Here is a 13919-nt window from a genome sequence, read left to right as displayed (position 1 = left end):
CGACGTGGCACGCCTGATATACAGACAAGCATTGATTAATCATGGCCCTACTGCAGATCGCTGAGCCCGGACAGAGCCCCCAGCCCCACCAGCGTCGGTTGGCGGTGGGGATTGATCTGGGTACCACTAATTCGCTGGTCGCTGCCTTGCGCAGCGGCCTGTCCGAGCCGCTCGCCGATGCCGCGGGGCAGGTGATACTGCCCTCGGCGGTGCGCTATCACGCCGATCATGTCGAGGTCGGCGAGACCGCCAGGGCGGCTGCATCCGCAGATCCATTGAACACCGTGCTTTCGGTCAAGCGCCTGATGGGGCGAGGCCTGGCCGACGTCAAGCAGCTGGGCGAGCAACTGCCCTATCGTTTCGTCGGGGGCGAGTCGCACATGCCCTTCATCGACACCGTGCAAGGGCCGAAAAGCCCGGTCGAGGTGTCTGCCGATATTCTCAAGGTGTTGCGCCAGCGTGCCGAGGCCACCCTCGGCGGTGAGCTGGTCGGTGCGGTGATCACGGTGCCGGCCTACTTCGACGACTCCCAGCGCCAGGCCACCAAGGATGCGGCGCGTCTGGCCGGTTTGAATGTGCTGCGCCTGCTCAATGAGCCGACCGCCGCCGCCGTGGCCTATGGCCTGGATCAGCATGCCGAAGGCGTGGTGGCGATTTATGACTTGGGCGGCGGCACCTTCGATATTTCTATTCTGCGCCTGACCGGCGGGGTGTTCGAGGTGTTGGCCACCGGTGGCGACAGCGCCTTGGGTGGCGATGACTTCGATCACGCGATTGCGGGCTGGATGGTCGAGCAGGCCGGTCTGTCCGCCGACCTCGATCCGGGCGAGCAGCGCAGCCTGCTGCAGGCCGCCTGTGCGGCCAAAGAAACCCTGACCGGTTGTGCTGTGGCCCAGTTGAGCCATGGTGCTTGGCAGGGGCAGTTGGGCCGCGAGCAGTTCGAGGCGTTGATCGAGCCGATGCTGGCGCGCAGCCTCAAGGCCTGTCGGCGTGCCGTACGCGATGCCGGTATCGAGCTGGAAGAGGTCGAGGCCGTGGTCATGGTCGGTGGTTCGACTCGGGTGCCGCGTGTGCGCCAGGCGGTCGGCGAGATGTTCGCGCGTGAGCCCTTGACCGATATCGATCCGGATCAGGTGGTGGCCATCGGCGCCGCGATCCAGGCCGATGCCCTGGCGGGTAACAAGCGCGGTGATGGCGAGGAGCTGTTGCTGCTGGATGTGATCCCGCTGTCGCTGGGCCTGGAGACCATGGGCGGGCTGATGGAGAAGGTGATTCCGCGCAACACCACCATTCCGGTGGCGCGCGCTCAGGACTTCACCACCTATAAAGATGGTCAGACCGCCATGATGATTCATGTGCTGCAAGGCGAACGCGAGCTGATCAGCGATTGCCGTTCCCTGGCCCGTTTCGAGTTGCGCGGTATTCCGCCAATGGTCGCCGGTGCGGCGAAGATTCGCGTGACCTTTCAGGTCGATGCCGATGGCCTGCTCAGCGTGGCGGCCCGCGAGCTGGCCTCGGGGGTGGAGGCCAGCATCCAGGTCAAGCCGTCTTACGGGCTGACCGACGGCGAAATCGCGCGAATGTTGCAGGACTCTTTCCGCAATGCCGGTGACGACAAGGTCGCCCGTGTGCTGCGTGAGCAACAGGTGGATGCCCAGCGTTTGCTCGAGGCGGTAGAGGCTGCCTTGCAGGCCGATGGCGAGCGGTTGCTGGATGCCGATGAGCGTCTGGCGATCGAGGCGCAACTGCAGCAGTTGCGCGCGCTGATGGCGGGTAACGATGGCTTGGCCATTGAGCAGCAGACCAAACGTTTGACCCAGGTGACCGATGCCTTTGCCGCTCGTCGCCTGGATGCCACGGTCAAAGCCGCATTGGCTGGCCGTAGTCTTAATGAAATCGAGGAGTAAGCATGCCGCAGGTGATCTTTCTGCCCAACGCCGACCACTGCCCTGAAGGGATGGTGCTCGAAGCGCAGCCGGGCGAAACCGTGCTCAATGTCGCGCTGCGCAATGGTATCGACATCGAACATGCCTGCGAGAAGTCCTGTGCCTGCACCACCTGTCACGTGGTGGTTCGGGAAGGCTTTGCGTCCATGGAACCATCCGATGAACTGGAAGACGATATGCTGGACAAGGCTTGGGGGCTGGAGCCTAATTCGCGGCTGTCTTGCCAGGCCGTGGTGGCCGAGCAGGATCTGGTGGTAGAGATCCCCAAGTACACCATCAATCAAGTGTCCGAAGGGCACTGAGAACTCGGCAAAGGAGCAGGTCATGAGTCTCAAATGGGCCGATGTGCTGGAGATCGCGATCCAGTTGGCGGAAAGCAAGCCTGACGTCGATCCGCATTTCGTCAATTTTGTCGATCTGCATCGCTGGGTGCTGGCATTGCCGGATTTCTCGGACGATCCGCAGCGTGGCGGCGAGAAAGTGCTTGAAGCCATTCAGGCGGCCTGGATCGACGAGATCGACTGATCGGGGCGCCGCAGCGGCGCTGCCCTACGCATTTAACCGGAACCCGCGTATAATTCGCGGGTTTAATTTTTCGCTTTAATTCTTGTTTCTGGAGTTCCACATGGCTGTTCAACGTACTTTCTCCATCATTAAGCCCGACGCTGTTGCCAAGAACGTTATCGGCGAGATCGTTAGCCGCTTCGAAAAGGCTGGCCTGCGCGTCGTCGCCTCGAAAATGGTACAGCTGTCCGAGCGCGAAGCCGGCGGCTTTTACGCCGAGCACAGCGAGCGCGGTTTCTTCAAGGATCTGGTCGCTTTCATGGTCTCGGGCCCGGTTATCGTTCAGGTGCTGGAAGGCGAAGATGCCATCGCCAAGAACCGTGAGCTGATGGGCGCGACCAACCCGAAAGAAGCGGCTGCCGGCACCATTCGTGCCGATTTCGCCGTATCCATCGACGAGAACGCGGTGCACGGTTCCGATTCCGAGGCGTCCGCCGCCCGTGAAATCGCCTACTTCTTCTCCGCTACCGAGGTGTGCGCGCGCATTCGCTAAGGCGACGCGTGCGAGGGTGAAGCCATGACTGATGCTGTCGGCAAAATCAATCTGCTGGGTCTGACCCAGGCAGAAATGGAACAGTTCTTCGAGGACATCGGGGAGAAGCGTTTCCGTGCCGGTCAGTTGATGAAGTGGATTCACCACTTTGGCGTCGATGATTTCGACGCCATGAGCAACGTCAGCAAGGCCTTGCGCGAGAAGCTCAAGGCCTGTGCCGAGATCCGCGGCCCGGAAGTGGTCAGCGAAGATATTTCCACCGATGGCACGCGCAAGTGGGTGGTGCGGGTGGCGTCGGGCAGTTGTGTGGAAACCGTGTACATCCCGCAAGGTTCGCGCGGCACTCTGTGCGTTTCGTCGCAGGCCGGTTGCGCCCTGGATTGCAGCTTCTGCTCCACCGGTAAACAGGGTTTCAATAGCGATCTGACGGCCGCCGAAGTGATCGGCCAGGTGTGGATCGCCAACAAGTCGTTTGGCAGCGTGCCCGCCAAGGTCGACCGCGCCATCACCAATGTGGTGATGATGGGCATGGGCGAGCCGTTGCTGAACTTCGACAATGTGGTCGCCGCCATGCAGATCATGATGGACGACCTCGGTTATGGCATCTCCAAGCGCAAGGTGACCCTGTCCACCTCGGGCGTGGTGCCGATGATCGACAAGCTGGGCGAAGTCATCGATGTCTCCCTGGCGCTGTCGTTGCATGCGCCGAACGATGCGCTGCGCAACCAGTTGGTGCCGATCAACAAGAAGTACCCGCTGGCGATGTTGCTGGCGGCCTGCCAGCGTTATGTCGCGCGTCTCGGTGAGAAGCGTGTGCTGACCATCGAGTACACCCTGCTCAAGGATGTCAACGATAAGCCCGAACATGCTGAGCAGATGATCGCACTTCTCAAAGATGTGCCTTGCAAGATCAATTTAATCCCGTTTAATCCCTTCCCTCATTCGGGTTACGAGCGGCCGAGCAACAATGCCATTCGCCGTTTCCAGGATCTGCTGCATAAAGCCGGGCACAATGTCACCGTGCGCACCACCCGCGGGGAAGACATCGATGCTGCTTGCGGCCAGTTGGTCGGCCAGGTCATGGATCGTACCCGTCGTAGCGAACGCTACATTGCCGTGCGTGAATTGAGTAGCGAGGCCGATACGCCGCGTTCCGCCGCCGATCGAACTTGAAGAGAGGATACCCATGACCCTGCGCCCAGCGCTGTTCTTGTTAATCGCCAGCCTGTTGGCCGGCTGTGTGTCGACTGGCGATATCGACCCGATGAGAACCGATAAGGGACGCGATCAGGCCCGTGATGCCTACATCCAGTTAGGCATTGGCTATCTGCAGCAAGGTGCCGGCGAGCGTGCCAAGGTGCCGCTGAAAAAAGCCCTCGACCTCGACCCTTCCAGTGCCGATGCACATGCGGCCCTGGCGCTGGTGTTCCAGCAAGAAATGGAATACAAACTGGCCGATGAGCACTACCGCGAGGCGTTGTCGCAACGCCGGGGTGATGCCCGGCTGTTGAATAACTACGCTGGCTTTCTGTTCGAGCAGAAACGCTACCAGGAGGCCTTCAGCAGTTATCAGCAGGCCTCCCAGGACAACCTTTACCCCGAGCGTTCGCGGGTGTTCGAGAACCTCGGTTTGACCGCCATGAAACTCAATCGGCGTGAGCAGGCGAAAGCCTACTTCGAGCGCTCGCTGCGCCTCAACAGTCGCCAGCCTCGGGCGCTGCTGGAGATGGCCGTGCTGTCCTACGAGGACAAACAATATGTGCCGGCTCGCGGCTATTACGATAGCTACAGCCTGCTGGCCGAGCAGAATGCGCGTAGCCTGTTGCTCGGCGCCCGTCTGGCGAGCATCTTCGAGGATCGCGACACGGCAGCCAGCCTGGGCCTGCAATTGAAGCGTCTTTATCCCGGCACGCCGGAATATCAGCAATATCGGTCGGAGCAATGATGAAAGCGGCGCACCCTGAAGTTGTAACTGCCCAGCGCGTCAATCCCGGCGAGTCGCTGCGCGAGGCCCGCGAGAGCAAGGGCTGGGCCGTCGAGGAAGTGGCCGCCCAGCTCAACCTGACGCCGCTGCGCCTGAGTCAGATCGAAGCCGGGGCTTTCGACAAGTTGCCGGGCAACACCTTTGCCCGTGGCTATGTGCGCGCTTATGCAAAACTCCTGGACATGGATCAGAGTCGTCTGGTGCTGGAGTTCGACCAGTTCACTGGCAGTGACGCCGTGGGCAGTGATGTGCACAGCCTGGGCCATATCGAGGAGCCGGTGCGTTATTCGCAGAGCATTCTGCGTTTCGTCAGTTTTGCCTTGCTGGTGGTGCTGGCTGGCGTCGGTTTTTACTGGTGGCAAGAGCAGACCGCACGGCATGCCGGCGAGTCGGCGGTAACCAGCCTCGAGCAGGTTGAAGTGGACGGTGCCGATGGTACGACCCAGATTCATCCTCTGGATGAGCCTGAAGACCAGGCGGTGCTGGCGGCCCAGGGGGCGACTGAGCTGAACCTGGCGCCCGTCACCGCCGAAGCAGCAACAGAGCCTGAATTGGACGGCGCTGCAGAGCCGGCAGTTGTTGCGGCGGCTGAACCGGCTGCAGCCGTGGTGCAGGCCGAACCGGCTGGCGCCACGGAAGCCGTCAGCCCCGCGCCGGCCAACGCTGCCGAGTCGCTGGCCGTCGCTGCCGGCGAGGGCCTGCTAAGTGTCAGCTTTAGCGCCGACTGCTGGACGCAAGTGACCGATGCCAGTGGCAAGGTGCTGTTCAGTGCGCTCAAGCGTAAGGGCGAGGCATTGCAGCTGGCCGGCCAGGCGCCGCTGGAGTTGCGCCTGGGCTTTGCCCGGGGCGCGCAAGTGAATTACAACGGCCAGGCCGTCGACCTGGCGCCCTTTACCACGGGTGAAACCGCACGCATAAAGTTGGGTGGTCAGTAACATGCATGGTGAATCGCCGATCAAACGTCGCCTGACGCGCAAGATCTGGGTTGGCTCGGTGCCGGTGGGCGGCGATGCGCCCATCGCCGTGCAGAGCATGACCAACACCGATACCAACGATGTGGCGGCAACCGTGGCCCAGGTTCGGCGCCTGCAAGACGCCGGTGCGGATATCGTGCGCATCTCGGTGCCGGACATGGACGCTGCCGAAGCTTTTGGCCGGATCAAGCAGCAGGTCAGCCTGCCGCTGGTGGCGGATATTCACTTCGATTATCAGATCGCCCTGCGGGTGGCCGAGCTGGGCGTCGATTGCCTGCGCATCAACCCGGGTAATATCGGCCGTGCCGACCGGGTCAAGGCCGTGGTCGAGGCGGCGCGCGATCGCGGTATTTCGATTCGCATCGGGGTCAACGCCGGTTCGCTGGAAAAAGACCTGCAGAAAAAATACGGCGAGCCGACCCCTGAAGCTCTGGTCGAATCGGCGCTGCGCCATGTCGAGCATCTGGATCGTTTGAATTTCCCCGACTTCAAGGTCAGCGTCAAAGCCTCCGATGTGTTCATGGCGGTGGAGGCCTATCGCCTGCTGGCCAAGCAGATCGAGCAACCCTTGCACCTGGGCATCACCGAGGCCGGTGGCCTGCGTTCGGGCACGGTGAAGTCGGCGGTGGGGCTGGGTATGCTGCTGGCCGAGGGGATTGGCGATACCATCCGCATCTCCCTGGCCGCCGACCCGGTGGAAGAGATCAAGGTCGGCTTCGATATTCTCAAGTCGCTGCGTCTGCGTTCGCGCGGGATCAACTTCATCGCCTGTCCGAGCTGCTCGCGGCAGAATTTCGATGTGGTCAAGACCATGAACGACCTCGAGGGCCGCCTGGAAGATCTGCTGGTGCCGCTGGACGTCGCGGTGATCGGTTGTGTGGTCAACGGCCCGGGCGAAGCCAAGGAAGCGGACATCGGTCTGACTGGCGGCGCGCCGAGCAACCTGATCTATATCGATGGCAAGCCGGCGCAGAAACTGAACAACGACCACCTGGTGGATGAGCTGGAAAAGCTGATCCGCCAGAAGGCGGCCGAGAAGGTCGCCGCTGACGCCGCGGTTATCGTGCGCAGCTAACCCTGTTAAGGAAATGAATTGAGCAAGTCCCTGCAAGCCATCCGTGGCATGAACGACATTCTGCCCGAGCAAACTCCGCTCTGGCGTTACTTCGAAGACCGCGTGGCGCGTCTGCTGGATGGCTATGGCTACCGGCAAATCCGCATGCCGATCGTCGAGTTCACCGAGCTGTTCAAACGCTCGATCGGCGAAGTGACCGACATCGTCGAAAAAGAGATGTACACCTTCGCGGATCGCAACGGCGACTCCCTGACCCTACGTCCGGAAGGCACTGCCGCCTGCGTGCGCGCCGTGCTCGAACACGGCCTGGCCGGCGGCGGGCAGACCCAGAAACTCTGGTATATCGGGCCGATGTTCCGTCACGAGCGGCCGCAGAAGGGGCGCTACCGCCAGTTCCACCAGATCGGCGTGGAAGTGTTCAATATCGACGGCCCGGATATCGACGCCGAGCTGATCATCCTGACCTGGCGCCTGTGGGAGTTGCTCGGTATTCGCGATGCGGTCAGCCTGGAACTGAACAGTCTGGGCACCAGCGCGGCGCGGGCGGTCTATCGCGAAGCCCTGGTCGAGTACCTCACGGCGCGTGCCGAGCAGCTCGACGAAGACAGTCGCCGGCGCCTGACCAGCAACCCGCTGCGCGTGCTCGACAGCAAGTCGCCGGAGACCCAGGCGTTGCTGGCCGACGCGCCGAAGCTAGCCGATTACCTGGACGACGAATCGCAGGTGCATTTCGACGGCCTCAAGGCGCGCCTGGATGCGGCTGGCGTGCCTTATGTGATCAATCCCAAGCTGGTGCGTGGCCTGGATTACTACAGCAAGACCGTGTTCGAGTGGGTGACCGATCGGCTCGGTGCCCAGGGCACGGTCTGCGCTGGCGGTCGCTACGATGGCCTGGTCGAACAGATGGGCGGCAAACCGACGCCGGGCGTGGGTTTCGCCATGGGCATCGAACGCCTGGTGCTGCTGATCGAAACCCTGGATAAAGTACCGGCAGAAATCGCCCGGCAGGTCGATGTCTACCTGTGCGCCCTGGGCGAGCCGGCGGAATTGGCGGCGCTGGCCTTGGCCGAGCGCCTGCGCGATCGCCTGCCGGCGCTGCGCTTGCAGGTCAATGCCGGCTCGGGCAGTTTCAAGAGTCAACTGAAGAAGGCCGACAAGAGCGGTGCGCTTTACGCCTTGGTCATGGGTGAAGACGAACTGGCCCGGCAGGTGGTAGGTTGCAAGCCGCTGCGGGGCCAGGGTGAACAACAAAGTATCGCCTGGACGGCATTGGCCGACCATTTGGCGACCTGTGCCTTGCAGGCCTGACAGGCTGTTAAGCGATTTAGCGAATAGGAGTATCTGGGGTGGTTTCGCGTACCGATGAAGAAGAGCTGGCGGTAATCAGGGACTGGTGGCAGCGCAACGGCAAACCATTGCTCACCGGCAGCGCCTTGGCGCTGGTGCTGGTGTTTGGCTGGCAGGGCTGGCAGAAATACCAGGCCGGCCAGGCTCATGGCGCTTCGATGGCTTATCAGCAATTGCTGGAAAGCGCGCTGAACCCGAGTGGTCAGCCCGATCCGGCCAAGGTCGCCGAACTGGCCAATGCGCTCAAGCGCGATTTTGCCGGCAGTCATTATGCCCAGTACGGCAGCCTGTTCGTCGCCAAGGTCGCGGTCGAATCCGGCAAGCTGGACGATGCCGCGGCCGAGTTGCAAGCGATTGTCGATCAGCCGGTGGACGACACCCTGGCCGAATTGGCCCGTCAGCGTCTGGCCCGTGTGCTGGCCGCGCAGGACAAGACCGAAGAGGCGCTCAAGCTGCTCGAGGGCGATGCCGATCAAGCCTATCTCGCCAGCCGCGAAGAACTCAAAGGCGACCTGCTGGTGAAGCTGGGGCGCAGCGATGAGGCCTATGCCGCCTATGTAAAAGCCAAGGCGGCGCTGGCCGAAGAGGCCGCCGTGGGCGGCCTGCAAATGAAGCTCGACGATTTGGCCAAAGGGGATGCGTGACGTGATGCGTTGGAAAAATGCCGCACTGCTGGCCCTGGCCGTTTTGGCTGTGGGTTGCAGCAGCAACAGTAAAAAGGAATTACCGCCCGCCGATCTGCCTGACTTCGAAAAAGAAGTGGTGCTGCAGAAGGAGTGGAGTCGTTCGATCGGTGAAGGTCAGGGCGAAACCTTCAACATGCTGGTGCCCGCTGTCGAGGGCGACAGCATTTACGCGGCCGATGTCGAAGGCCTGGTCATGGCGCTCGACCGCATGACCGGCAAGGTGATCTGGAAAGAAGAGCTGGATCTGCCGGTTTCGGGTGCCGTGGCTGCCGGTTACGGCCTGGTGGTTGTCGGCACGTTGAAAGGCGAGATCATTGCCCTCGATGCCAGCTCCGGCGAAGAAAAATGGCGTGCGCGGGTGACCAGCGAAGTGCTGGCGGCGCCGGCGATCAACGGCGACATCGTGCTGGTGCAGACCCAGGACGATCGGCTGATCGCTCTGGATGCCGACACCGGCAGCCAGCGCTGGCTGTTTGAAAACACCCCGGCCGTGCTGACCCTGCGTGGCACCGGCAGCCCGGTGCTGACCAATCGCCTGGCGATTGCCGGCCTGTCCAGTGGCAAGGTGATTGCCCTCGATGCCCAGCGCGGTATCCCGGTTTGGGAGCAGCGCGTGGCGATTCCGCAAGGACGCTCCGAGCTTGAGCGCGTGGTGGATATCGACGGCGGCCTGCTGCTGTCAGGCGGCAACCTGTATGTGGTCAGCTATCAGGGCCGTGTGGCGGCGCTGGATATGGAAAGCGGACGGGTGCTGTGGCAACGTGAAGCCTCAAGTTCGGTCGGAGTGGCCCAGGGTTTCGGCAACGTCTATGTCAGCCTGGCCAACGGCACGGTAGAGGGCATCGACGAGCGTTCGTCCTCGGCGCTGTGGAGCAACGATGCCTTGGCGCGTCGTCAACTGTCGGCGCCGGAAGTGTTCTCCAGCTACATCGCCTTCGGCGATCTGGAAGGTTACCTGCACCTGATCAGTCAGGTGGATGGACGTTTCGTCGGTCGTGAGCGCATCGATAGCGATGGCCTGCGCGCTCGTCCGCTGGTGGTCGGCGCCTGGCTGTATGCATTCGGTAATGGTGGCAAACTGGTCGCGCTGACCATCAAGTGACCCACCGCTAGCGGGCGTGGCGATGCTGCACGGCAAGGCTGTGCAGCTAGTCACTCCGCGCTGTGAATTCCGGCCGCTGCCCATGCAGCGGCTTTTGTATTTTTTGAAATAACGAAGTGGAGAGCCTAATGGTTCCCGTAATTGCCCTGGTGGGCCGCCCTAACGTCGGCAAGTCCACCCTATTCAACCGCTTGACCAAAAGCCGCGACGCGATTGTCGGCGACCTGTCCGGTCTGACCCGTGATCGTCAATACGGCGAGGCCAAGTGGCAGGGGCGAACCTATATCGTCATCGACACCGGCGGTATCTCCGGTGACGAAGAGGGCATCGACGCGAAGATGGCCGAGCAGTCGTTGCACGCCATCGAAGAGGCCGATGCCGTACTGTTCATGGTCGACGCCCGTGCCGGATTGTCGGCCTCGGATCTGATGATTGGCGAGCACCTGCGCAAGCGCAACAAGCACAGCTTTCTGGTGATCAACAAGGTCGACAACCTCGATCCGGATCTGGCGCGTGCCGAGTTCGCCTCCATGGGCATGGGCGAAGCCCTGGCGATTGCCGGTGCCCATGGCCGCGGCATCACCCAGATGCTCGAAGCCGTGCTGGGCTCCTTCCCCAAGGATGAAACTGAGCTGCCGGAAGGCGAGGAAGAAGAGGAAGTGCTGGAAGGTCAGGAAGCCAAGCGCATTCCCGGACCGAGCGAGAAAGACGGGATCAAGCTGGCGATCATCGGTCGGCCCAACGTCGGCAAGTCGACCCTGGTCAACCGCATGCTCGGCGAAGACCGGGTCATCGTCTATGACCAGGCCGGCACCACCCGCGACAGCATCTATATTCCGTTCGAGCGCGACGGCGAGAAGTACACCCTGATCGACACCGCCGGCGTGCGCCGTCGCGGCAAGATCTTCGAGGCGGTGGAAAAGTTCTCGGTGGTCAAGACCCTGCAGGCGATCCAGGACTCCAACGTGGTGGTATTCGTCATGGATGCCCGCGAAGGGGTGGTCGACCACGACCTCAACCTGCTCGGCTTCGTCCTGGAAAGCGGCCGCGCCCTGGTCATCGCCCTGAACAAGTGGGACGGCATGGAGCCCAGCGAACGCGACTACGTGAAGACCGAGCTGCAACGCCGGTTGTTCTTCGTCGACTTCGCCGACATCCACTTCATCTCGGCCCTGCACGGCACCGGCGTCGGTCATCTGTACAAATCGGTGCAGGACTCGTTCAAGTCGGCCATCACCCGCTGGCCGACCAACCGCCTGACCCAGATTCTCGAAGACGCTGTGAGCGATCACGCGCCGCCCATGGTGCAAAACCGCCGGATCAAGCTGCGCTATGCCCACCTCGGTGGCGCCAACCCGCCGCTGATCGTGATCCACGGCAACCAGGTCGAGGCGGTGCCCAAGTCCTATGTGCGCTACCTGGAAAACACCTACAGGCGCGTGCTCAAACTGGTCGGCACGCCGATCCGCATCGAGTTCAAGGGCGGCGAGAACCCCTACGAGGGCAACAAGAACACCCTCACCGACCGCCAGGTGAACAAGAAGCGCCGCCTGATGAGCCACCACAAGAAGGCCGAGAAGAAGCGCAAGGACAAGCGTTGAATCTGTAACCTGACGCTCTATAAAGGCACCTGCGGGTGCCTTTTGCCTTTCCGGGGGTTGGGCTATCCTGCCGCATCAGTAGCGCTCACGCCCGGCGCTTGATCCAGGGATATCGTCATCGATGATCATCAGCAAATTGCCCAACGTCGGTACCACCATCTTCACCCGCATGTCGCAGCTCGCCGTGGAAACCGGGGCGCTCAACCTGTCCCAGGGCTTTCCCGATTTCGATGGCCCGCAGGCCTTGCGCGAGGCGGTCGGCCGGCACATTGCCGCCGGCCATAACCAGTACGCGCCCATGACCGGCCTGCCGGCGTTGCGCGAGCAGGTGGCGGCGAAGATCGCGCGCAGTTACGGCCGCAGCGTCAGCGCCGACACTGAGATCACTATCACCCCGGGGGCGACCCAGGCGATCTTCTGTGCGATCCAGGCGCTGATCCGGCCAGGCGATGAAGTCATCGTTTTCGACCCCTGTTACGACAGCTACGAACCTGCGGTGGAGCTGGCCGGCGGGCGTTGCGTGCATGTGCCGCTGGCCTTGCCCGGCTTTGCCATCGATTGGCAGGCCTTGACCGCTGCGCTGAGCGACAAGACCCGCCTGATCATCCTCAACAGCCCGCACAACCCCAGTGGCGCCTTGATCTCGACGGTCGAGCTGGAGCAGTTGGCGGCGCTGATCCGCGAACGCGACCTCTACCTGCTCAGCGACGAGGTCTACGAACACCTGGTGTTCGACGGGGCCAGGCATGCCAGCGTGCTGGCCCATGAGGAGCTGTACCGGCGTGCCTTGGTGGTCAGCTCGTTCGGCAAGACCTATCACGTCACCGGCTGGAAGACCGGCTATGTGGTGGCGCCGCCGGCCTTGAGTGCGGAGTTGCGCAAGGTGCACCAGTACGTCAGTTTCTGCGGCGTCACCCCGCTGCAATGGGCGCTGGCCGATTTCATGGCTGAGCACCCCGAGCATGTCGAACAGTTGCCGGCCTTTTACCAGGCCAAGCGCGACCTGTTCTGCGATCTGCTGGCGGGGTCGCGCTTCACGTTCAGCCGCGCCGCCGGCAGCTATTTCCAGTTGGTCGACTACTCGGCGATTCGCGATGACCTGGATGATCTGGCGATGGCCGAGTGGCTGACCCGCGAGCACGGGGTGGCGAGCATTCCGGTGTCGGTGTTCTACCAACAGCCGCCCAAGGATCTACGCCTGCTGCGCTTGTGCTTCGCCAAGCGCGAGGAAACCCTGGCCCAGGCGGCGGAAAAACTATGCGCGATATAAACCAATTGCCCGACCTTGAGCTGGCGCTGATCCAGACCGAACTGGCCTGGCAAGACCCCGAAGCCAATCGCACGCATTTTCAGGCCTTGCTGGAGCAGGCCCGCGGTGCCGACCTGATCGTGCTGCCGGAGATGTTCAGCACCGGCTTCTGCATGGACTCCGTGGCCCTGGCCGAGCCGGAGAATGGCCCGACCAGCATGTGGCTGAGCGAGCAAGCCAAGCGCATCGATGCAGTGGTGACCGGCAGCCTGATCATCCAGGCGGCCGATGGCAGTTACCGCAATCGGCTGCTCTGGGCGCGCCCGGATGGTTCCGTGGCGCACTACGACAAGCGCCATCTGTTCCGCATGGCCGGCGAACACCGGCACTACGCGGCGGGAGACAAGCAGCTGCTGTTGGCGCTGAAGGGCTGGCAGATCCGCCCGCTGATCTGCTACGACCTGCGTTTCCCGCTGTGGAGCCGCGACCCGCACGGCACCGATCTGCTGCTGTACACCGCCAACTGGCCGGCGGCGCGGCGGCAGCACTGGAACCGCCTGCTGCCGGCGCGGGCGATCGAAAACCTGTGTTATGTGGCGGCGGTGAACCGCATCGGCGAGGATGGCAAAGGGCACCCCTACAGCGGAGACACTCAGGTTCTGGATTTCCAGGGTGAAGCCTTGCTCAATGCCGGAGCGGCTGCCGGGGTGTTCCGGGTGACGCTCAGGGCCAGCGAATTGGCCGCCTACCGCGAGCGCTTCCCGGCCTATCTGGATGCGGATGACTTCGCGATCACGTAGCCCGGATGCAATCCGGGGCAGCGATAGCGCTCATTCCAACGCTCCCGGATTGCATCCGGGCTACGGATAAGCAAACGCCGGGCAATGTCCGGCGTTCT

The 13919-nt window shown here is 62.5% G+C and carries 14 protein-coding genes; all 14 read left to right on the top strand.

Going from position 1 to position 13919, the window contains the following annotated elements; all coding sequences use genetic code 11:
* Positions 1–41: 41 nt before the first annotated feature.
* The 14 genes from hscA (at position 42) to P8H27_RS00820 (ending at position 13821) form a co-directional block, all read left to right on the top strand.
* Positions 42–1907, top strand: a complete 1866-nt coding sequence (gene hscA, locus P8H27_RS00885; protein WP_289634731.1) for a Fe-S protein assembly chaperone HscA — start codon at positions 42–44, stop codon at positions 1905–1907.
* A 2-nt stretch (positions 1908–1909) separates the two neighbouring features.
* Positions 1910–2248 carry an ISC system 2Fe-2S type ferredoxin gene (gene fdx / locus P8H27_RS00880; RefSeq protein ID WP_289634730.1) on the top strand — a complete coding sequence of 113 codons (339 nt, stop codon included), beginning with the start codon at positions 1910–1912 and terminating at the stop codon, positions 2246–2248.
* Between the two features lie 22 nt (positions 2249–2270).
* Positions 2271–2471, top strand: coding sequence for a Fe-S cluster assembly protein IscX (gene iscX, locus P8H27_RS00875; protein ID WP_289634729.1), 201 nt, complete (start codon positions 2271–2273; stop codon positions 2469–2471).
* A gap of 100 nt (positions 2472–2571) precedes the next feature.
* Positions 2572–3003 (top strand): nucleoside-diphosphate kinase, encoded by a 432-nt coding sequence (gene ndk / locus P8H27_RS00870; protein WP_238039797.1) that lies wholly within the window; start codon positions 2572–2574, stop codon positions 3001–3003.
* Positions 3004–3027: 24 nt separating this feature from the next.
* On the top strand, positions 3028–4176 hold the full coding sequence (gene rlmN / locus P8H27_RS00865) for a 23S rRNA (adenine(2503)-C(2))-methyltransferase RlmN (RefSeq protein ID WP_289634728.1): 1149 nt from the start codon (positions 3028–3030) through the stop codon (positions 4174–4176).
* Between the two features lie 13 nt (positions 4177–4189).
* Positions 4190–4948: a type IV pilus biogenesis/stability protein PilW gene (gene pilW, locus P8H27_RS00860; protein WP_289634727.1), complete on the top strand. Its 759-nt coding sequence runs from the start codon at positions 4190–4192 to the stop codon at positions 4946–4948.
* Positions 4948–5922 carry a RodZ family helix-turn-helix domain-containing protein gene (locus P8H27_RS00855; RefSeq protein ID WP_289634726.1) on the top strand — a complete coding sequence of 325 codons (975 nt, stop codon included), beginning with the start codon at positions 4948–4950 and terminating at the stop codon, positions 5920–5922. The genes pilW and P8H27_RS00855 overlap by 1 nt, the downstream gene beginning before the upstream one ends.
* A 1-nt stretch (position 5923) precedes the next feature.
* Positions 5924–7036 carry a flavodoxin-dependent (E)-4-hydroxy-3-methylbut-2-enyl-diphosphate synthase gene (gene ispG, locus P8H27_RS00850; RefSeq protein WP_289634725.1) on the top strand — a complete coding sequence of 371 codons (1113 nt, stop codon included), beginning with the start codon at positions 5924–5926 and terminating at the stop codon, positions 7034–7036.
* A gap of 18 nt (positions 7037–7054) precedes the next feature.
* Complete coding sequence (hisS, locus tag P8H27_RS00845) at positions 7055–8344, top strand: histidine--tRNA ligase (protein WP_289634724.1); 1290 nt, start codon at positions 7055–7057, stop codon at positions 8342–8344.
* Positions 8345–8382: 38 nt separating this feature from the next.
* Complete coding sequence (locus P8H27_RS00840; RefSeq protein ID WP_289634723.1) at positions 8383–9027, top strand: tetratricopeptide repeat protein; 645 nt, start codon at positions 8383–8385, stop codon at positions 9025–9027.
* Positions 9020–10171: an outer membrane protein assembly factor BamB gene (gene bamB, locus P8H27_RS00835; protein ID WP_289634722.1), complete on the top strand. Its 1152-nt coding sequence runs from the start codon at positions 9020–9022 to the stop codon at positions 10169–10171. The genes P8H27_RS00840 and bamB overlap by 8 nt, the downstream gene beginning before the upstream one ends.
* Positions 10172–10299: 128 nt before the next feature.
* Positions 10300–11772, top strand: coding sequence for a ribosome biogenesis GTPase Der (der, locus tag P8H27_RS00830; protein ID WP_289634721.1), 1473 nt, complete (start codon positions 10300–10302; stop codon positions 11770–11772).
* A 121-nt stretch (positions 11773–11893) separates the two neighbouring features.
* Positions 11894–13042, top strand: a complete 1149-nt coding sequence (locus tag P8H27_RS00825; RefSeq protein WP_289634720.1) for a pyridoxal phosphate-dependent aminotransferase — start codon at positions 11894–11896, stop codon at positions 13040–13042.
* The gene (locus P8H27_RS00820; RefSeq protein WP_289634719.1) at positions 13030–13821 is read left to right on the top strand and encodes an amidohydrolase; all 792 of its coding nucleotides are present in this window, start codon (positions 13030–13032) and stop codon (positions 13819–13821) included. The genes P8H27_RS00825 and P8H27_RS00820 overlap by 13 nt, the downstream gene beginning before the upstream one ends.
* Positions 13822–13919: the final 98 nt, after the last annotated feature.

It is taken from the genome of Pseudomonas sp. sp1636 (genome assembly GCF_030376615.1).
Taxonomy (GTDB): domain Bacteria; phylum Pseudomonadota; class Gammaproteobacteria; order Pseudomonadales; family Pseudomonadaceae; genus Aquipseudomonas.
Note: the sequence above shows the minus strand (reverse complement) of the source record. Positions and strands in the feature narration are given on the sequence as shown.

Excerpts from the sequence above, each read along its gene's own strand:
- bamB (WP_289634722.1), top strand. The coding sequence starts at position 9,020 with ATGCGTGACGTGATGCGTTGGAAAAATGCCGCACTGCTGGCCCTGGCC.
- P8H27_RS00820 (WP_289634719.1), top strand. The coding sequence starts at position 13,030 with ATGCGCGATATAAACCAATTGCCCGACCTTGAGCTGGCGCTGATCCAG.
- rlmN (WP_289634728.1), top strand. The coding sequence starts at position 3,028 with ATGACTGATGCTGTCGGCAAAATCAATCTGCTGGGTCTGACCCAGGCA.
- P8H27_RS00855 (WP_289634726.1), top strand. The coding sequence starts at position 4,948 with ATGAAAGCGGCGCACCCTGAAGTTGTAACTGCCCAGCGCGTCAATCCC.
- hscA (WP_289634731.1), top strand. The coding sequence starts at position 42 with ATGGCCCTACTGCAGATCGCTGAGCCCGGACAGAGCCCCCAGCCCCAC.
- pilW (WP_289634727.1), top strand. The coding sequence starts at position 4,190 with ATGACCCTGCGCCCAGCGCTGTTCTTGTTAATCGCCAGCCTGTTGGCC.
- P8H27_RS00825 (WP_289634720.1), top strand. The coding sequence starts at position 11,894 with ATGATCATCAGCAAATTGCCCAACGTCGGTACCACCATCTTCACCCGC.
- iscX (WP_289634729.1), top strand. The coding sequence starts at position 2,271 with ATGAGTCTCAAATGGGCCGATGTGCTGGAGATCGCGATCCAGTTGGCG.
- ispG (WP_289634725.1), top strand. The coding sequence starts at position 5,924 with ATGCATGGTGAATCGCCGATCAAACGTCGCCTGACGCGCAAGATCTGG.
- der (WP_289634721.1), top strand. The coding sequence starts at position 10,300 with ATGGTTCCCGTAATTGCCCTGGTGGGCCGCCCTAACGTCGGCAAGTCC.
- ndk (WP_238039797.1), top strand. The coding sequence starts at position 2,572 with ATGGCTGTTCAACGTACTTTCTCCATCATTAAGCCCGACGCTGTTGCC.
- fdx (WP_289634730.1), top strand. The coding sequence starts at position 1,910 with ATGCCGCAGGTGATCTTTCTGCCCAACGCCGACCACTGCCCTGAAGGG.